This is a genomic window from Vibrio penaeicida, assembly GCF_030689305.1.
Taxonomy (GTDB): Bacteria; Pseudomonadota; Gammaproteobacteria; order Enterobacterales; family Vibrionaceae; genus Vibrio; species Vibrio penaeicida_B.
The window spans coordinates 192,285-211,221 of the sequence record NZ_JAUYVM010000003.1; the positions used below are offsets into that span (position 1 = coordinate 192,285).

At 46.2% G+C, this 18,937-nt stretch carries 12 protein-coding genes; 3 read left to right on the top strand and 9 right to left on the bottom strand.

Translation table 11 applies throughout. The features are described 5' to 3' along the window. Positions 1-32: 32 nt before the first annotated feature. Positions 33-923: a dihydrodipicolinate synthase family protein gene (locus Q8W40_RS06845; RefSeq protein WP_305396461.1), complete on the bottom strand. Its 891-nt coding sequence runs from the start codon at positions 921-923 to the stop codon at positions 33-35. Between the two features lie 166 nt (positions 924-1,089). On the opposite strand from Q8W40_RS06845, the gene Q8W40_RS06850 reads away from it, so the two are divergent. Continuing rightward, complete coding sequence (locus Q8W40_RS06850; protein WP_305396462.1) at positions 1,090-2,388, top strand: aminotransferase class I/II-fold pyridoxal phosphate-dependent enzyme; 1,299 nt, start codon at positions 1,090-1,092, stop codon at positions 2,386-2,388. A gap of 154 nt (positions 2,389-2,542) precedes the next feature. Here Q8W40_RS06850 and Q8W40_RS06855 read toward each other — a convergent pair whose 3' ends face one another. The 4 genes from Q8W40_RS06855 to Q8W40_RS06870 all read right to left on the bottom strand — a co-directional run bounded on the left by Q8W40_RS06855 (position 2,543) and on the right by Q8W40_RS06870 (position 10,351). Further along, the gene (locus tag Q8W40_RS06855) at positions 2,543-4,033 is read right to left on the bottom strand and encodes a serine hydrolase domain-containing protein (RefSeq protein ID WP_305396463.1); all 1,491 of its coding nucleotides are present in this window, start codon (positions 4,031-4,033) and stop codon (positions 2,543-2,545) included. 373 nt (positions 4,034-4,406) lie between these two features. Beyond that, the gene (gene ileS / locus Q8W40_RS06860; protein ID WP_305396464.1) at positions 4,407-7,577 is read right to left on the bottom strand and encodes an isoleucine--tRNA ligase; all 3,171 of its coding nucleotides are present in this window, start codon (positions 7,575-7,577) and stop codon (positions 4,407-4,409) included. A gap of 275 nt (positions 7,578-7,852) precedes the next feature. Then, positions 7,853-9,178 (bottom strand): trypsin-like serine protease, encoded by a 1,326-nt coding sequence (locus tag Q8W40_RS06865; RefSeq protein WP_305396465.1) that lies wholly within the window; start codon positions 9,176-9,178, stop codon positions 7,853-7,855. Between the two features lie 291 nt (positions 9,179-9,469). After that, positions 9,470-10,351: an alpha/beta fold hydrolase gene (locus Q8W40_RS06870; protein WP_305396466.1), complete on the bottom strand. Its 882-nt coding sequence runs from the start codon at positions 10,349-10,351 to the stop codon at positions 9,470-9,472. 329 nt (positions 10,352-10,680) lie between these two features. Between Q8W40_RS06870 and Q8W40_RS06875 the strand changes: the two genes are divergently transcribed. Next, positions 10,681-13,569 carry a cellulose-binding domain-containing protein gene (locus Q8W40_RS06875; protein WP_305396467.1) on the top strand — a complete coding sequence of 963 codons (2,889 nt, stop codon included), beginning with the start codon at positions 10,681-10,683 and terminating at the stop codon, positions 13,567-13,569. Positions 13,570-13,724: 155 nt separating this feature from the next. On the opposite strand, the gene Q8W40_RS06880 is transcribed toward Q8W40_RS06875, so the two are convergent. Next, a complete protein-coding gene (locus tag Q8W40_RS06880; RefSeq protein WP_305396468.1) occupies positions 13,725-14,576 on the bottom strand; it encodes an SIS domain-containing protein in 852 nt (283 codons plus the stop codon). A gap of 228 nt (positions 14,577-14,804) precedes the next feature. Between Q8W40_RS06880 and murQ the strand changes: the two genes are divergently transcribed. Next, the gene (gene murQ, locus Q8W40_RS06885) at positions 14,805-15,719 is read left to right on the top strand and encodes an N-acetylmuramic acid 6-phosphate etherase (protein ID WP_305396469.1); all 915 of its coding nucleotides are present in this window, start codon (positions 14,805-14,807) and stop codon (positions 15,717-15,719) included. A 174-nt stretch (positions 15,720-15,893) separates the two neighbouring features. Here the strand turns inward: murQ and Q8W40_RS06890 are convergent, their stop codons facing one another. From Q8W40_RS06890 to Q8W40_RS06900, 3 genes are read right to left on the bottom strand one after another with little or no spacing between them, the layout of a single operon-like run. After that, the gene (locus tag Q8W40_RS06890; protein WP_305396470.1) at positions 15,894-16,727 is read right to left on the bottom strand and encodes a carbohydrate ABC transporter permease; all 834 of its coding nucleotides are present in this window, start codon (positions 16,725-16,727) and stop codon (positions 15,894-15,896) included. A gap of 9 nt (positions 16,728-16,736) precedes the next feature. Further along, on the bottom strand, positions 16,737-17,690 hold the full coding sequence (locus Q8W40_RS06895; protein ID WP_305396471.1) for a carbohydrate ABC transporter permease: 954 nt from the start codon (positions 17,688-17,690) through the stop codon (positions 16,737-16,739). Positions 17,691-17,699: 9 nt separating this feature from the next. After that, on the bottom strand, positions 17,700-18,788 hold the full coding sequence (locus tag Q8W40_RS06900; RefSeq protein WP_305396472.1) for an ABC transporter ATP-binding protein: 1,089 nt from the start codon (positions 18,786-18,788) through the stop codon (positions 17,700-17,702). Positions 18,789-18,937: the final 149 nt, after the last annotated feature.

Here is an 18,937-nt window from a genome sequence, read left to right on the forward strand (position 1 = left end):
CTACTCTTCATTTTTTTCTTTTTTCTTGAGTTTTATATCAGTTCTAACTCTGAAATAAGCTTGTGAAGGATTGCCTGCGACTCGGTGTTAAGCCCAGTGAGTGGTGCGGGCAAACACGGCGTTTCGGCATACCCTAATATTTCTGCGGCAGATGCCATCACTCGCATTCCGCCCAGATTTTCAGAGAATAGATCCCACAAAGGATCAAATTTCTGTGAAAGCTCTGTGGCTTGCTTGGAATTACATTGTTGAGCTCGATAGAAGATATGCTGGGCAGTACGAGGGAAAAGCCCCGCCAGCACGGAATACCAGATATCGCAGCCCGATTGGATACCTGAAGGGGCAAAAACATCACCGCTCACACCAATAGTTACATCGGAAGGCAGAATAGCTTTGAGCTGCTGGATTCGTTGTTCTCCATTTTTTTCAAATGGCATACCCGGGAACTTGATCGATTTGATCATTTTCAACTTTGCGATTTCAGTGTGAAGTTCGTCAGTGAAAGTGAAGTGGGTTGCGGGTGGATTATCGTAAACGCAAATCGGTACAGACACTTGTTCTGCAACCTGTCGGTACAATTCATACACTTCTTCTTGGGTTAATCGCTGATAAGAAAGGGGAGCAAGTAGAAGCCCTTTCACACCCAAATTTTCGGCTTGCTCGGCATTGGCGAGTACATCCCTTAGCCTCAATGAGCCAATGCCTGCAAGTACGGGTATATGACCAGCGTGTTCTACAGCTATTTGGATTGCCTGTTCTTTCTCCTTAGTATTCAAATAAGGGTATAAACCAGTCGAACCGAGCGCACAGATAGAATCAATTTGAGCGTCGGCCAAGCGATTAATAAGGTTAGCGTAGGCTGAGTGATCTATTTGGTCGTCAGTAAAAGGAGTGATAGGGAAGCCACTTAATCCAGTAAACATATCGCGTATTCCTTTAAGCGTTAGTGGTAGAGAGGAATTTAAATGTTTGAACTCATGCATAAAGGGATACACAGCATCCTGCAAAGGAAAGATCAGAGTGGTATCATTGTCCTAGTGCGAAACATTTATTGTCATAGTTCAATAAGTATATTGTCATAGGACAAAGATGAAAATCAAGATAAAAGGACAAACTGGCCAAGAAATTTTTGAGTCGGTTCGATCGCTCATTGCTTCTGGAGAGCTTGAAGAGGGCTGTGCTTTGCCCCCAGTTAGGGAACTGGCTCAAGAAGTGGGCGTGAATAGAAATACGGTTGCTGGTGTTTATCAACGCTTGGTGAAAGCGGGCTTGGCGGAAACCAAAGGCCGGTTGGGAACTAGGGTAAAAGCTCGGCAAGCAGCCGGTCAGCATGACGGGGTAACCGAAACTCAATTGGTGGATCTGGCGGATGGAAACTTAAAACGAGAGTGGCTCCCCGATCTAAACCAAGTTGCCCAACAAAGTAATTTTAAGCAGTTTGTTTATGGTGAATCCCCTATTTTGCCGGAAATGGAAGAATATGGCAGAGGGTGTTTTAAAGCGGATTGCCCTGAAGAAATGGGGTTCTCGATAACAGGTGGAGCCGTCGACTCATTAGAGCGTTTGTTGGCTACCCATTTGCTACTCGGTGACAAAATTGCCGTAGAAGACCCGTGTTATCTCGGGTCAGCTAATGCTATTCAACTTGCGAGTATGGTTGCCGTCGGAGCCAATATGGACGGCGATGGTATGCTGCCGGATGAACTCGAAGCCCAGCTAAAAAAAGGAGCGCGAGCGGTGCTCTTTACGCCTAGAGCGCAAAACCCGACGGGGTGTTGCTACAGCGAAAAACGCGCCCAAGAAATTCGTGATGTGCTTACTCGTTACCCCAATGTGCTTGTGTTGGTGGATGATCACTATGCGCTACTTTCTACCAGCGAATACCAGAACCTGATCCCAGATAATGCACAGTATTGGGCTGTGTACCGCTCAGTTTCCAAAGGGTTAGGTCCAGATATTCGACTGGCATTTGTTGCCGCAGATTTGGTGACGACAAAGCGGCTACAAAGTCGTTTGATTCCGGGTATGACATGGGTAAGTCGCATTTTACAATCTATGGTTCTCACCGCATTACAGTCTGAGTCGGTTCAAAAGCAACTTGTTGATACGAGCGAGAAGTGTCGTCAGAGCCGATTATGGTTGATCCAAGCGTTGGCGAAACATGGATTATCCATTCGAGAGGATATTGAAGGAGTGAATGTTTGGGTGCCAGTGAAAGGTGATAGTCAGGCTTGTGCCTATGAATTGTCTAAATTGGGTTGGTTAGTCAGACCAGGAAGTTTGTATGATATCGATAGCCAATCGAAAGGGTTACGAATTACAACGGTAAAACTGAATAAGCAACAAGCCCAGCAACTGGCGAAAGATATCGTCTCGGTTTGCCTGTAACCATTTCCTACGGCGAGAGTATTGCCGTAGGAAATACAAAAGGAGCTTAGCGGTAAGCTAAGCTCCTAATGAATTTTCTGTATTTAAGGTATTGATAAAGCGAAATTTTGAGGCGACTAAGGTATGGCGGCTAATCTATGTTTCCACCATCCCATTAATTGAATATTGGGATAATATCGTTTTTCATTAGGTGCATTGCGTCATTTCGATTGGCGTAGTTTGTTGCGGTTTTCACCACAACCAAATCCAAATCTTTCACAATAGAGATCATTTGCCCGCCATAGCCTAAACCGTAAATGGTTTTATAGACTCGACCATCAACAAAGTGATCATCAAGCCACCAGTAATAGCCATATGTACTGGCTCCGGGGCTGGTATACAAATAGCCACGGGTCGAATCTTTAATCCACTCTTTTGCAAGAATGGGTTCACCTTGCCAATTTCCGTCGTTATTCACCAGCATACCCAGTTTGAGCATGTCTCTTGGACGTAACATTCCACCACCAGCGGTATTACTTACGTCGCCCATTTGCGCCGATATATAGGCATTTTTAAAACAGAGCTTGGATAGACCAGAATCGACTACAGCACCTGCGAATCGCTCTTTTTTATAGCTGTTGGCAAGGATTTCCCCAGCTACGGTAACAATACCGCCATTGTAGTTGAATTGGGTACCGGGTTCGGATGTTAGTGGGCGATCTAAAGTGAATTTAACAGGAGTGTGGCTTTGCATTTCTTGATAGCGGATATTTTCAGGGCTGGAATAAGGCACTGTCCATTCATCCCAGTCTAAACCAGCACCCATCATGAGTAAGTGCTCTAAGGTAATTTTGCTCTTTTCACCTTGCAGATACTGAGAGTGGTTAGGTAGCAGCTCGCCGAGTGGCTGCCGAATACCTGAAAGTTTGTTCTCATAGATGGCGACCCCAGTCATGAGTGACGTAAGGCTTTTGGTGACAGACTGAATCGAGTGCGGATAAGATTGCTTCCAGCCATTCATGTATTCTTCAATAATTAACTGCCCATCTTTCATCACCAAAAAGCTGCTTGTTTTCTGATAGAAGTTGTCATTGTTCTTGAATTTATTAAGCAGTTGATTGAGCTTTTCTTTATCGTATTCGACGTCTTCACTTTTGGCCAACCAATCTTCGTGGCATTCAGATTGCGTTTCCATGCTGTTGAACCAGCTCGATTGGTAGATCTTGTGAACCAACTCGTCGCCGCTGGCATCTTCCGCTCTGGCAAAGGTATGGTCGACCCCCCAATAAGTGATGGTCGCGTTGACGTAATTTCCGTTTATGTCAGAACCAAATTTGCCTTGAGTTCCCGTCCCCGTTTCCAGAGAGCGGAAGTGCCCTTCTGCATCAATGGTAATGGCTTCATGTCCCCATGCTGTCAAGATATAGTCTTGGTCATCATGTTGATAAAACTTAACGTGCGGAAGCCCTCCAAAGTTGGATGAAAACAAGCCTAAGTGCTTATTTGAAGAGACGGTATCCTGTGAGGTGGCTCCCTGAGAGATAGTTCCCTGAGTGATGGTATCGTGGGTAATGTCATCCTGAGCGACAGAAGTGAAAGGTGTGGTGATTGCGAGTGTTGCGGCAATGGTGTAACTCAAACGAGTCAAAGGCAAAGATAAACGCATAGTTAAATCCCTATAAAACCCGCCCTGATTGAAGTGGTAACAGTAGATGCTGCCACTTCAAGCAGCTTGGGTATGAAATTAAAGCCTTATTCAATTTATATTAAACTTATCCCACATTTTATATAAGGTTTCTAAAATGCGGCCTAGGAATAAGAATTAAATAAAATGATGGTGCAAACAGCCATATGAGTTATTTAGTGAAAGAATTTGTCGTACTCATTTTGTTTCGCCTATTTAATGTGCCAGAAATAAGGTCAATGGAAGTTTGAGGTTTTGTTAAGGATTGTTAATGCAGCCAGTCAGTTTTACGGCAGGGAAATAAAAAAGGTTGGCTAATCTTGATTAGCCAACCTTTTTAAGGAGTAGAGAGGGGTTATTTGCGAACGTCGATACGAACGTCACCCATCTCCAGGGCGTGTTTTTCACCAGCATCTTCGGCTAACGAGAAATCCAATTGGTTAGCTAGCGTTTCTTCTTGCAAGTAGTCTTGGTGTTTCTTGATCCATTGCTGAACGTCTGGTGAGGTGTGAATAGAAATAGAGATAGTATCTGTTACTTCTAGCCCCATGGTCTTACGGGTTTTCTGAATCCGGCTGATCACTTCTCTCACCATGCCTTCTGCAATAAGTTCATCGGTGAGATTTGGGTCGATTTCCATGGAAATGAATCGATTGGATACCGCGTTAAACCCTTCTTTTGCTTTACGGTAAATGACGATCTCTTCTTCGGTGAAGCTCTGACCATCAATGTCGATTTGCCCTTGCTGCTGCAAGCGATCAATGTCGTCTGCGGTTAACTGATCAATTAAACTGGCGAAGTGCTTCATTTGCTTGCCAAGTCGTTTACCCAATACAGGGAAGTTCGCCTTGGCGTACAAGTCGATAAACTGGTTCTCTTCAGTACTGAATTCGAGGGTTTTGATATTCAGTTCCGACTTGATGTAACCGGCCAATCGTTCCACATCGCGCAACTCTTCCGGATCACGGTGAAGGACCGTAGCGCGGCTAAGAGGTGTCTTAGTTTTGACTTTCATCTCGTTACGCTTCTGGCGTCCCATAACGACGAGGTGTTTGAAGCGCTCGACACTGTTTTCCAGCTCCAGTTTTTTCGCTTCGGTGTTCGGCTGCGGGTAATCGCACAAATGCACTGAGAGTGGCTGTTCACTTTCTTGCGAGTAGCCTTTGAGTTCTTGGTATACATGCTCCGACAAGAAAGGCGCAAATGGTGCCATCAGTGTTGAGAAGGTATTCAAGCAGTAGTAAAGCGTTGCGTAGGCGCTGTCTTTGTCTTGGTTCATTTCAGATTGCCAAAAACGTGCGCGGTTTAAACGGATGTACCAGTTGGTTAAGTCGTCCAAGAATTCAAACAAAGGTGGTACTACTTCGTACAAACGGTACGCCTGCATTTCTGTGTTTACTTTCTGCTTTAAGCTTTCCAATCGAGACACGATCCATTGGTCTAGGATGTTATCTGTGTCCAGTTTGCCCGACGCTTTCCAATCGTCGATATCAGCGTAAGTCTTAAAGAATTTGAACCCGTTGTACCAAGGAAGCAGCACTTGTCGCACCATTTCTTGAACGCCGCTGTCTGCGAATCTTTGTTCTTCCGCTTTTACCAAGCCGGAATTGATCAGGTACAAGCGCAAGGCATCGGCACCATACTCTTCCATCAGAATGTCTGGAGCGGTGTAGTTCTTCAAACGCTTAGACATTTTCTTACCATCTTCCGCCATCACAATGCCGTTAACGATCACGTTGCTGAACGCCGGCTTGTTAAATAGGGCTTCGCTGAGTACTTGCAGGGTGTAGAACCAACCACGAGTTTGATCGACCCCCTCAGCAATGAAGGAGGCTGGGAAGTTGGATTCAAACTTCTCTTTGTTTTCAAACGGGTAGTGAGCTTGAGCGTAAGGCATGGAGCCAGACTCGAACCAGCAGTCGAACACTTCAGGAATACGGCGGTAAACCCCTTCTTCGTTTGGCAAACTAAAGGTGAGGTCGTCCACGTGATCACGGTGTAAATCAGACACTTCTTTACCCGTCAGTTTGGTTAGTTCCTCAATCGAACCAATACACACGTGGTTACCGGTTTTTTCGTTGATCCAGATTGGAAGCGGAGTTCCCCAGTAACGGTTTCGGGAAATCGCCCAATCGATCGCGTTTTCCAACCATTTGCCCATTCTTCCTTGCTGGATATGTTCTGGAACCCATTTGATTTGTTGGTTGTTCTTGACCAGATTGTCGCGAATTTCTGTCACTCTTACATACCAAGAAGGCACGGTACGGTAGATGATTGGTGTATCGGAACGCGGGCAGAATGGGTAGCTGTGCATTAGCGTTTCTTGGCGATACAGTAATCCTTTGTCTTTAAGAGCGTGAAGAATAGGTTTGTCGGCATCTTTCACATAGGTGTTGGCAAAATCATCGACTTCTTCAGTGAATCGACCCCGTGTGTCTAGTGGGCAAACGCTGATTTCTACGCCGTGTTCACGACATACACGTTGGTCGTCTTCACCAAAGGCGGGTGCCATATGAACAATGCCTGTACCGCTATCTAGGGAAACATAACCATCCGCAAGCACTTGGAATGCGCCTTTCTCACTGTGAGCGGAGAAGTATGGGAAAAGTGGCTGATAGGTTTTGCCTGTTAGCTCGCTGCCTTTTGCTTTGGCCAGTACTTCGAATTCGTTGTTTTTCAGAACCGCTTCCATTCTGGCTTCGGCAAGCCATAGGGTTTTATCCGCGGTTTTGTCCTGTACTTTTACGTAGTCAATATCTGGGTTAACACAGAGCGCTAAGTTAGAAGGTAACGTCCATGGTGTGGTTGTCCATGCGGCGAGGTAAGCATCTTCATCATCGAGTTTGAATAGAACGGTTGCTGCCGGATCTTGAACGTCTTTGTAGTTGGAAGAAGCTTCAAAGTTAGAAAGAACTGTTTCCAGTTCGGTAGAGTAAGCAACCACTTTCTCGCCTTGGTAAACCAAACCTTTATCCCAAAGCTGCTTGAAGACCCACCAAACGGATTCCATGTACCACGGTTCCATGGTGCGATAGTCATTTTTGAAATCGACCCAACGACCCAAGCGAGAAATGGTTTTTTCCCACTCTTGGGTATAACGCTGTACGATGCCACGACATTCATCGTTGTATTTGGTGATGCCAAATTTTTCGACTGTCTCTTTCGCAGACATACCCAAGGCTTTATCGATTTCGTGTTCGATGGGTAATCCATGGCAATCCCACCCGAATCGGCGTTCCACGTGATGACCTAGCATGGTTTGGTAACGAGGAACGATGTCTTTGATGGTGGAGGCAACAAGGTGACCATGATGAGGCAGACCCGTTGCAAACGGAGGACCATCGTAGAAGATAAACTCAGGCTTGCCTTTGGATTGTTCAAGTGACTTTTCGAAGACTTGGTTTTGCTGCCAAAAACTCAATACATCGTGTTCAGCTTGTACGAAAGAAAACTTCGTTGACGAAGTTGATTGGGTCGATGAAGCTTCTTGGGATGACGAAGCTGTTTGGCTAGGTTGTCTCGACATACTTACCTCTAATGAGTTTTCCTAAGAGGTTAAGTAAAAAACCCACCTCTTAGGTGGGTTTTTTTAGATTCTTAGCTGCGTAAGCGCTATCCCACCATTCCGATTGAAATGATGATTATAATTCGTTGGATACCAGCTTGCGCGATCGTGTTCATAAATGCAGCATCGCAGAATGTGCTTTACCTGTCAATTAAGTTGGCTATGTAATATTCAGGTTGATGAACATATTCTTCACGTTGACTAAATACAGGCTAGCCAACGCGAAATTTAGATCATTACGCCCCAGTGCAAGTATCTGCACCTTGATCTAGCCAAGTACCAAACTTTCCAGTGTCTGCCGGTTCTGTTTGGTTCCAGTATCTGGCTTTCCAGATTCTGCCATTCCAGCTTACTAAATCGCCAGACTGGTATGCCTTTCCGCTTTGCCAAGCTTCTGCACAGCCATTCCCTGGGTTAGTTGGGTTGGAGGAGTCTGTAACCGTCGCTTTTATTACAGCGGTGTGAATCTTCGTGCCTGTTCTGTCGGTGGTGAAGTCAAGCTTCACTTCTGCGGTACCTGCTGCCGTAGCACCAAAGGTTGCTTGAATGGAGCACGCTCTTCCAGCAAGTAGCGGCGCGGTCGTGCATTTATCGATTGTCATCGCTGGCGTTTCGGCAACGCCCGACCCGGTTAAGTTTGCCGACGTAATATTGATGTCTGCAGTGCCAGTATTACGAATGGTAAAGAAGTGCTTTTTGCTTTGCCCAAGCTCGAACCCTTCAACCTGAATCGATTTCTTGTAAGTGAGGGCGACTTGGTCGTCTGGATGGGCGATGACTCCTTTGATCCAATCATGGTAATGAGTCACATCGCTGTACACGCCGTATTTGCCTGGACGAGCACAACCGACTCCCCAACTTACTACACCAAGTTGGCTGACCTGCCCTCCTTGATTGACGACGATTGGACCACCGCTGTCACCAGAGCATGAGTCTTTCCCACCTTCAAGATAGCCTGCACAGAATGCTGATTTTCCGATATACCCATTTTGATAAGCACCACCAGCGGCGTTACAGGCTTCGGTTGATACCAAAGGTACGTCCACTTCCTGCAATACTTTTGGAGACGGACCTTTTTCAAGCGTACGACCCAGTCCAGCGACAGTCAGCGGATCGCCTACTCGAACGTACTGGCTTAAATTGGTTTGCCCCAAGCTTACAGCACTAAAGCCAGCAGGGACGGTTTTCAATTCGATCACGGCGATGTCGTTTAAACCATATGCGGATTCATATTCAGGGTGCATAAATACGCGTTTCACCTCAAAGCGCGTGCCTTCTTTATTTTCAAACTTATAGCCACCCAGTTTAACGTCAAAAAAAGCGGTATGTTTGTTTCGTAAGCAGTGGGCAGCCGTGAGCACAAAGCCCTCACCAAGGTAGCTACCACCGCAAAAAGAGCGCTCGCTGTAAGACGGAACGATCTGAGCGAAGAATGACCAGTCGGCTGGATTTGCGTCGTTGCCGTTCACAATTCTGGGGGTAATGTCTGAAGCGCTTGCCGTTATAGGCAGCATAAGGCTGGTAGCCACTGCCAGCATGCTGAGTTTCATCTGTGATTTCATGCTTTATCCTTTTAATTTTTGTTGTCCCAAACATTCGAAGATTTGGGTATATGCCTCGCGGGGCATAAAGCATGGTAGTCGCCTATTTTTTACTCAACAAATTGATATCGAAAATAAATAGCACTTAATAAATGTTATGCACTGGGTGTCAAAAGGCTGGCTGAAACAACACAGTGATCGGACGAGTTAGGGTGACTTTTATCTGAAATTATTGATAGTTAACGTATTGAATTCGATTAAGAAAATTCTTTAAGTTCTATGAACTCTCTATCTTGAGGGAGTGTGGCTCCCTCAATTGAAAGTGCGTTCTTGCCAGCGATGAATGTGTTCAGCAACTCGTTCAGGGTGGTTGACCCAGCGGAAATGACAGGGTTTATTAAGACCGACTTCATCGGGAGCTAGAGTAACCTTATCTACTTGGGCAGATTTCAGTTTGCTCGCCAAATAGTGGCTGCAATTTGGCGTAACATAGCTGTCTCCATAGAGTGAAATAAATAGGACAGGCAATTTACTCGTATTGAGCAGCTGTTCATAGTCTAATGAAGACCCAGTAACTTTATACCTGCCTGTTAGAGATTCATGTAGCCAGTCTGAGATGACATTTTTGAATTCTGTCCCTGCAAATTTAAAGCGTTCCCCAGGAAAATAACCGTACACCTTGCTCAGTAATTTAATGCAGTGATAACCGACATAGCGACCAATCCTCGCTTTTAACTTCGGCAAGTTTTTGTACCAGTTTGAGCCGCTGGCAATCAGAATGGTGCCTTTGACGTCTTCAGACTGAACTCCGTACAACAAGCCAAGCTGACCACCAAGGCTATGCCCTAAAATAAGCACCTCTTTGCACTGTAAGCGATGCTTAACGGCGGCTATGATCCCCGGAATATCCGTGGATAAAACATCGTTATAGCCATAGTTGCGGTGACGACCTGCGCGAACAGAGCTTTTGCCATGCCCCCTTAAATCACAGGTAACAGCGGTAATACCTTGCCCAGCAAGCTTTGTGGCAAGCACGCCATAGTATTCAGCACGCACTCCCATTGCTGGCAAGCAAATACAAACGGGAGCCGAATCTTCCTCTGCCGTGAATATGCTCACTTCAATGGAGGTATCGTCATGAAGCTCGACGCGTAAAGTAAACTCATCTTCAAACGGTTGGCTCTCTTTGTTCATTTACTTATTCTCTTTTTACTGAATGCTCCGCGGCAAGATGAATCATAGCTTTCATAACATCTATCACAATTCTGATGATCATATAAAAAATCACGAGATTTATGACACCGCTGGGCAAAGTGCAATTCTGTTTTCTCAAGTATACATCTCCACTGTGTTGTCACTCGAAAAGTCTTGCTGTTAAGTAAATACTCATTTGAGTGCGGCGACTTCTCTGAGCAACATACAGATAGATCCAATAAAGCGGCTTCGGGTTACTTATCTTGAACTCTGGGTAACTAAGAAGCTCGCGACGTTAAACATCCTACATCTAAGGTGCGAAGTATTTAATGACTATATTTAAGAAAAACAAGCTCATCTTTGCCGTTTCTTTAGCCGTTGGCGCAGTTAGCCCTATCAGTGCACTAGCCGCAGATGCTTGTGCCAATATCAATGAATATCCTAACTGGACTCATAATGACTGGGCGGGTAACCCGAACCACGCAAAAACTGGTGCTCAGATGCAATACCAGGGTAAAGCGTATACCGCTAACTGGCACACTACGTCTATTCCGGGTTCCGATGGTTCTTGGACATTTGCTTTTGACTGTGCGGGTACGGATCCAGGTACAGGAACAGGCACAAACCCTGGAACAGGAACTTCAAACGCTTCACTGTTAATCCGTAAAGACCTAGTGAACCTGAAAATTGCAGGTTGGCCTAGCACTCTCGCAATGGGTACGTTTACCAACAATTCAACCGCCTTAAACGGTGCAATAGCGAGCGCGAATGTTGATTCTGTCTTCAGTGTTGTAACCAATGCTGCTGATGCTTTGGCGACGCTTAAACAAGCAAGAGACGTTGAAAAGGCAAATGGTGGTGAAGCCATCGTGCCAGTCGCAGCAGTATCTACCGCTTCTGGTTTGGGCGACACCGACATTCTGACTTACGCTAATTTGGTTGCCCATTACCAAAACCTCATTCAAATCGCAGCACAGGTTCAAGTATTTAAAGACGCTGCGCATGCCTCTCCAGGTTCTATTGTTCTGAATGAAGATCTATTGGCAACGTGGCAAGCAAACAAAGATACGACATTTGCTACTGCATTCGGAACAGACACAGCATTAACAGAAGTACAGGTTAAACGAGCACTGCGTGAAGCGATTACTAATGTATCGGCGCTCACTGTGACTAACGCAGCGGGCACATCACAAAGTATTTCTAGCCTATACAACCTATCAGCTATTGATACGGCAGTCGCTAATCTAGCCGACAATGTGAAAGGCTGGGTTGCTTCTCAGAACTTTGTGATTGAGCAATTTGCGAAAGACGTTTCTTACGGTTGGTCGCTTAGTGTTTCTAACCCAGGTACAACGAATTGGGTTCACAAAGATTACGCTGGCTTGCGTTCAACTTGGAATGCAGCATCACAATCTGTTGTTTCATTCGTTAACTGGACTGGCGCTTACGCAGATGCAGCAGCGAAACCCGATTTCTTAGTATTTAAACAAAGCGGCAATAATGGCCTTTCTACAGCAGGCCGTGCAGAGCACGCATTTGGTCCTATCGCATGGGATAACTACCTTGTTTACGTTAAGCAAGTGACGGATTCTATTGATGTACCTGCAATGCTCTACAAACTGCCGGGCGCTCACCTTGCTACTACGTCACAATCCGGTAATTACGACGCAGCAACACAAGCAGGTACAGCGGCGAGCTTCTTCATGGGCGACAAGTCTTTGGGTAAATCGTCTGCAAACTTGCGTAGTGATGTAGCATCGATTGCACTAGACAGTGCAACTTATGGTGTGTCTTCCGTCGCTTCTTTGGTTGAACAAGAATCCCACGATTGGGGTGTAAGCCAGCTTCGTCGTGCAGCGCACAGCAACGTGTTCTCGATTCTTTGGGGTAGTGACAGTGCTACACCTGTCGTATCTGCAACGGCAAATACGGATTGGTTGAAAGGCAAGGTAGCTGCTTACCAAGCGAGCCCAATTCCTCTGTACTATGTGTCTGAAAGCCTTGTTGCGACGCCTCTAACTAGTGTTGCTGCTCTAAATGCAGATTTAGAAGGCGCTGAAACTGTCATGAATAACGAAGCTTTCTTGTATGAGCTTGCGGGGAACAAGTGGGCTCCTTCTACTATCTACAAGTGGAAAGATTTCCTTAAAGCCCTGAATTCAATGCATAACGTAGGTGTTGCGGGTAACCAATTCTGGCTTATCGATCCTAATGCCGACGTTGAAACCAACAAGAAATACGCGAAAGTAGCAATTGCTGCGTTCTTATCTCAAAGTATGCAGGAAACCATCCGTTACAATGCGTGTGATGAGAACAACTGGGCAGAAATCAAATACGGTGCACCAGCGAACCATCCGAACAGTGCTTCTTGTGGTCAGCTAGATCAGAAATACGCCGACTACGGTTACAACCCAGTGACGGGGCAAGATCATCCTTACTCGTGTCCTCGTAACAACAAGCTAGAGCTTTCTGCGAATACTCACGCTTCTTGGTACGGTGCTCCAGCGCCAATCTTCGTCGCACCAGATGCGGTTCTGAAAGAAGAAGGCAAGATGGCGGCAAATGCAGCAGGTCGTTGGGACATCAATGGCGAACACTGTATGACTAGCCCTCAAACTATCGACGAGAACAAGCAAGTTTGGGAACGTTCGAAGTGTGAAATCTACGCAGGTCAAAAAGCAGGTGCATTCTTGTGGGATGGCAGCAGCAAGCAATCTATCGAAGGTTGTGGCTGGTGGGGTCGTGGTGTAATCCAAACGACGGGTCGTCAAAACTTCGGTACGTTGAACCACTTCATTGGTCGTAGCCATGTTGACCCAGAAACTGTTGGTCAAACCATCGAAGGGACTTTAGTTGAAGCAGCACCAGCTAACCCACTTTATGCTGACCTTGACTTGTGTTCTAACCCTCAGTTGATTTGTTCTACTGAAGAAAACACAGAGATCAAATGGATCGCAGGTCTATTCTTCTGGATGACATCTGTTCAGAACTACAGCGATGTTGGTGGCCCATACGCGGCTTGGAATTACCATGATGAGCTAAAAGCGTACGTTGATGGCGGCATGGTAGGTACTAAGTTTGTTGATGCGGTTTCCGGTATTGTTAACCGTGGTTGCCCAGATGATGCATGCCCAGTAAGTGGTAAAGTTCACGCAATTGCGGAGCGTCGTGCAAACTTCAACCTAGTACTTCAGAAGCTTGGTTTAAATCCACAATAAACCAAATAAAATGCAATAAATAGGTAACTTACATACCTAAATTGGTACAAAGGGGAGCTCTTACTAAGGGCTCCTTTTTTTCATTCAACAATCACTGTTTAACTCAGGCTCTTTAGGCAACGTAATCCCAGTAAAAAGCTAAACCCAATAAAGCGTTATGTCAGAATCTGATTAATATCTGTTCCAATATCACTAAACAACTCGCGAGCCTGCTCGTCCCTTTGCTGCAACAGTGTGATGAACAGTAAATCCGTGATGACGTTTTGCGCGGTACGTGAGGCAATGGAAGAGCTTCGATGACGAGTTTCATCCGCGATGGTGTCAAAGATAATATCCGCCGTGTCGCGAAGGTGGCTTTTTCGGGGGGAGGTAATGGCAATGACTTTTGCGCCTTGTTCTTTGGCGGCTTCTGCGGCAACCAGAATTTCTTTTCTGTCGCCTGAAAATGAGATGGCGATTTGCACATCCTCGGAAGACAGGGTTCTTGCCACAGCAATTTGCACGTGGCTATCTTGCTCTACCAGAGTGGTAATGCCGAGTTTGAGTAGCTTATAACTCAGGTCTTTGGCGGTTAACGCAGAAACGCCAATCCCCACCACTTGCACCCGTCGCGCTTCATCGAGCCATTTCACTGCCTGATAACACGCTTCATAAGACAACGCGTTAGTGGTCTGAAACATAGCGTCCGTCTTGGTTTTAACGAGCTTCTGAGCGCTAACGCCTAAAGGATCATCTGCCAGAATATTACTGTGCAAAGGCGTTTGCCCCAGTGCCTGCTTGCGCACGATTTCTTCATTTAAAGCCAGTTTGAAGGCGCTGTACCCTTTGTACCCGATGCGTTGGGTGAACTTAACAATACTCGACTGGCTAACGTTTACCTGCGCCGCGAGCTCCTGGCTGGTGAGTGACGCCGCCTTTTCTGAATTCTCAATAATCCAGTCTCCAACCAGACGACCACTTTGGGAAAGTTGAGTGCGTCTGGCGACAATTCGGTGGATAACGGACATAACAAAAAAATCCTAATAAATTATTCCAACTAAGAAATAATGACCGCCATTCTAATGTAATGAATACTGGAAAATAATCTAAGTATCAAAGGTGCTCTAGCTGAAAAGCTTGTCAGTTATTCCAATGTTTAGCTGTACAAAGAATAACCTTTATTGTGATTTTTATCACTATGGCTGAATATTTTATTCAATAAAATTGGGGCGAATTTAGGATGCAGAGATCAAGGAATGAACCGCGACGAATTAAGCCGTTTGACGACGGAAAGCCGCAACCCGAACAGTGCCGAGATTGACACACTATCCACTCTAGAGATGGTAACGGTGATCAACAACGAGGATCAAAAAGTCGCACTGGCAGTCAAAGATGTTTTGCCACAAATCGTTGAAGCGGTGGACGCCATTACTCACGCGTTGGCGAATGATGGGCGGTTGATTTATACCGGAGCGGGGACGTCTGGTCGGCTGGGTATTTTAGATGCAAGCGAGTGCCCGCCAACTTATGGCACCTCACCAGACTTGGTGGTGGGAGTGATAGCTGGAGGCCGTCAGGCAATTTTGAATGCGGTTGAAAATGCGGAAGATAACGTAAGCATGGGCAAGCAGGATCTGATGCAAATTAAACTGAGCAATCAGGATGTGGTCGTGGGTATTGCAGCAAGTGGTCAGACACCCTACGTGCTTAGCGGTCTGGATTACGCGAATGAACTAGGTGCGACCACGGTATCGATTTCCTGCAATGCGGCGAGTGCAATGGCTGATGTTGCCGACATCGCAATCACACCCATTGTAGGGTCTGAAGTCGTCACAGGTTCATCGAGAATGAAGGCGGGGACTGCACAAAAACTGGTGCTGAATATGCTTACCACAGGAGCAATGATCCGCAGCGGAAAAGTGTTTGGAAACCTGATGGTCAATGTTGAAGCCAACAATGCCAAGCTGGTTCAAAGGCAAATTAATATTGTTGTAGAGGCTACTGGGGTTTCGGTAGACGAAGCCAGTCTGGCGCTTAAGCAGTGTGGTCGTCAATGCAAAACCGCCATCTTCATGATTCTCGCAGGGCTGGATGCAGAACAGGCGAAATCGCGTCTCAAAGAGCATAACGGCTTTATTCGCTCTGCATTGGCGGCACAGCAAAGCCTTTAATGCGAAGCCGATTTAAGAATTAAAACCATAAGAAAGACATGAAATTTTTAAGCTAACTCATTCACCCTCCTCCCCCTGATATAGGAATGAAATAGCTCACGCTCTTGATGATTCAAGAGCGTTTTCTTTTGTTGCCTATATAAACCATAAACTGAACTCAGGTTAAATAGCCGGTTACTTAATCGCCCCTGCTGTCATCCCTGCGATAAAGCGACGTGATTGGACGATAAATATGACGATCATCGGCAATGCCGCAAGCGTTAATCCGGCATAAAGAACGCCATAGTTGATTGAATACTCGCCAAAGAACGCGGTTAAGCCTTGCGCCAGTGTTTTCCATTCAGGTGATTGGATGAAAATAAGCGGGAAGAAGAAGTCATTCCAGATGGGCACCGCGTTGTAGATACCTGCAATCACCAACGCAGGGGTAATCAATGGCACCATAATCTGAATCATGATCCTCAGTTCACTTGCGCCATCGATTCGCGCACTGTCTTCCAAATCCTTGGGCAGAGTTCTCAAGAACCCAGTCAGAATAAATACAGTGGCAGGCAAACTCATTGCGGTGTATATGCATATCAGCCCAATTAAGCTGTCCACCAGCCCCAGATATTTAAGCTGGATAAACAGAGGGATAATCGCCAGCCTTAGTGGCAGCATCAGCCCGGATAAAAAGAACAGAGATACCATCAGAGAGCCACTGAATCGGTAGCGCGCAATCGCATACGCCGCCATAGTTCCCGTGGTTAAGAGAAAAACGACCGAAAGCAGCGTTACAATGATTGAATTGATAAAGTATTTTGGCACATCCGTTTCGTTCCAGATGACTTTGAAGTTGTCCAGATTAAAGCTGTTAGGCAGAGAAAATGGCGTAGAAAAAATCTCCGGATTGGTTTTGAATCCTGACAGAACCATCATCAATATCGGATACAGCATGATGAGTGCACCTGCACCCAGAAAGAGATGAATAAGCCATTGTTCGAGCGAACTCGTGTTTGCCTGTTTCATTTCTGCCTCCTAATCCATCTTAACTTCACGCGCCGTCAGTAATTTGGTCGCGATGATTGAGAAGACAAAGATAAAAATAAAGATCAGCACGGCAAGTGCAGACCCAGCTCCAAACTCAGTGCCACCAGCGCTTACCGAGCCAAATGCTGTTCGGTAGAAAAGCAGTCCCAGCATGTCGGTCGAATAAGAAGGAGAGCCTTCCAACCCAGACATGATGAATGGCAGTTCGAACCAGTTAAACGAGCCAATAAAGGTCAGCACCACAATAATGGTGACAGCAGGTGCCATCAGAGGCCAGATGATGTCTTTGGCGATTTGCCATTCGCTCGCACCATCCAGCCGAGCGGCTTCAATAAAATCTTTGGGGATACGGTGAATCGCTGCCAGAAATACCAGAGTTGGAAAACCGACCCAAGCCCAGGCATTGACCAGTAACATAGAGGGCAGGGCAGTTTCTGTTAGGCCTAGCCAAGGCAATGCCCAGTCGTTGAGTCCAATGAAATTCAGCCCTTTGTTTATCAAACCAAAAAACGGGTTAAGGAACATTTTCCATTGAAAACCGATAATGACAGTGGAAAGAATCACAGGCAGGAAAAACACCACCTGATAAAACCGCCCGCCTTTTGGATCGCGTGCCAACAGCAGTGCGAGGATCAAAGCGATGCCATTCTGAATGATCATCAGGGTGACAAACACAATCACATTGTTCTTTAACGCATTAAACAGGTACCAGTTGCGGTTGGGATCAAGCAGCACGTCTTTGAAATTTTGAAGCCCGACAAATTCTCCTTTTATCAGACCGTTCCAGTTGTAAACGCTGTACCACAGCGCCGAGCCCATTGGCAGAAAAACGAACACAAACAGAATCGCCGCAGGAGGAAAAAGCAAAAACGCGAGCCAGAGCCTGCGATTACGTTTACGCCGCGCTATTTCACGCTTTATAACGAGATCATCTTCTCTCATGAATACCCCCTATCGCACTGCGTTGTCATTGGAGCCAAACAGGTGACAGTTTTCGATCAGGAAACCGATCTTGATGGTTTCACCAACATCAAACTCCTGATCGCCGGGCGCATGAACGGTGATATCTTGCCCCGTCGGTGACATGGCATACAGGTAGGTTTCTCCGCCGAGTCGTTCAACGGCATACACTTCGCCGCTGACCTGACCGTCGGATTGCCCTTCCAGTACCACGTGCTCTGGCCTTACTCCAAACGTGACTTTATCGCCCGATGTGAGAGAGCTTGGGCCGGAGCACGGGAACTGAAATGTGTCATCGCAATCTTCCAGTTTTAATGTCACTCCACGATCAGTTTTGCCCAAGATCTCCGCCGGAAAGAAATTCATGGCTGGTGAACCAATAAACCCGGCAACAAATCGGTTGTTGGGCTTTTTATAGAGCTCTAATGGAGGACCCACCTGCTCAATGACGCCATCTTTAAGGACCACAATTTTGTCTGCCATGGTCATGGCTTCGACCTGATCGTGGGTCACGTATATCATGGTGGCATTGAGGCGTTTATGAAGTTTGGTTATCTCGATGCGCATTTGCACGCGCAGCTTGGCATCCAAATTAGACAGGGGTTCGTCAAACAAAAATACTTTTGGGCTGCGAACAATCGCACGGCCAATCGCTACACGCTGACGTTGCCCGCCCGAGAGTGCTTTGGGTTTACGGTCGAGGTAGTCGGTTAACTGCAAAATCTCTGCGGCTTGCCGAACTTTCTGGTCTATTTCTGCTTTGGGGGCTTTTGCTACTTTCAGCGCGTAAGACATGTTCTGATAAACCGTCATGTGCGGGTAGAGAGCGTAAGTCTGGAATACCATTGCCAACCCGCGTTTTGACGGAGGAAGGTGGTCGACTCGGTTGCCATCGATCTCAATTGCGCCGTCTGTAAGATCTTCTAACCCTGCCAGAAGGCGTAATAGAGTGGATTTTCCGCAGCCTGAAGGTCCTACAAATACCACAAACTCGTTGTCTTTGATGCTGAGGTTTGCCCCCGGAATGACTTCAACATCACCAAAGCGCTTTTTCACACTGCGCAATTCAATACCTGCCACTCATTTCTCCTTACAGCAAAGCTATCGCCTCAAATTTGGGTAATCTTTTTAGAAAACGAGTCTGACTTTCCAGCGACATGATGAGTGTTTTTCATCAGCTTCGGCAAAGTGGAAAGCCGGACTACGTTTTATTTGTTTTGTTTTATGTG

Excerpts from the sequence above, each read along its gene's own strand:
- Q8W40_RS06890 (WP_305396470.1), bottom strand. The coding sequence starts at position 16,727 with ATGAAACAGGCAAACACGAGTTCGCTCGAACAATGGCTTATTCATCTC.
- Q8W40_RS06875 (WP_305396467.1), top strand. The coding sequence starts at position 10,681 with ATGACTATATTTAAGAAAAACAAGCTCATCTTTGCCGTTTCTTTAGCC.
- Q8W40_RS06895 (WP_305396471.1), bottom strand. The coding sequence starts at position 17,690 with ATGAGAGAAGATGATCTCGTTATAAAGCGTGAAATAGCGCGGCGTAAA.
- murQ (WP_305396469.1), top strand. The coding sequence starts at position 14,805 with ATGAACCGCGACGAATTAAGCCGTTTGACGACGGAAAGCCGCAACCCG.
- Q8W40_RS06880 (WP_305396468.1), bottom strand. The coding sequence starts at position 14,576 with ATGTCCGTTATCCACCGAATTGTCGCCAGACGCACTCAACTTTCCCAA.
- Q8W40_RS06845 (WP_305396461.1), bottom strand. The coding sequence starts at position 923 with ATGTTTACTGGATTAAGTGGCTTCCCTATCACTCCTTTTACTGACGAC.
- Q8W40_RS06865 (WP_305396465.1), bottom strand. The coding sequence starts at position 9,178 with ATGAAATCACAGATGAAACTCAGCATGCTGGCAGTGGCTACCAGCCTT.
- Q8W40_RS06850 (WP_305396462.1), top strand. The coding sequence starts at position 1,090 with ATGAAAATCAAGATAAAAGGACAAACTGGCCAAGAAATTTTTGAGTCG.
- ileS (WP_305396464.1), bottom strand. The coding sequence starts at position 7,577 with ATGTCGAGACAACCTAGCCAAACAGCTTCGTCATCCCAAGAAGCTTCA.
- Q8W40_RS06870 (WP_305396466.1), bottom strand. The coding sequence starts at position 10,351 with ATGAACAAAGAGAGCCAACCGTTTGAAGATGAGTTTACTTTACGCGTC.
- Q8W40_RS06855 (WP_305396463.1), bottom strand. The coding sequence starts at position 4,033 with ATGCGTTTATCTTTGCCTTTGACTCGTTTGAGTTACACCATTGCCGCA.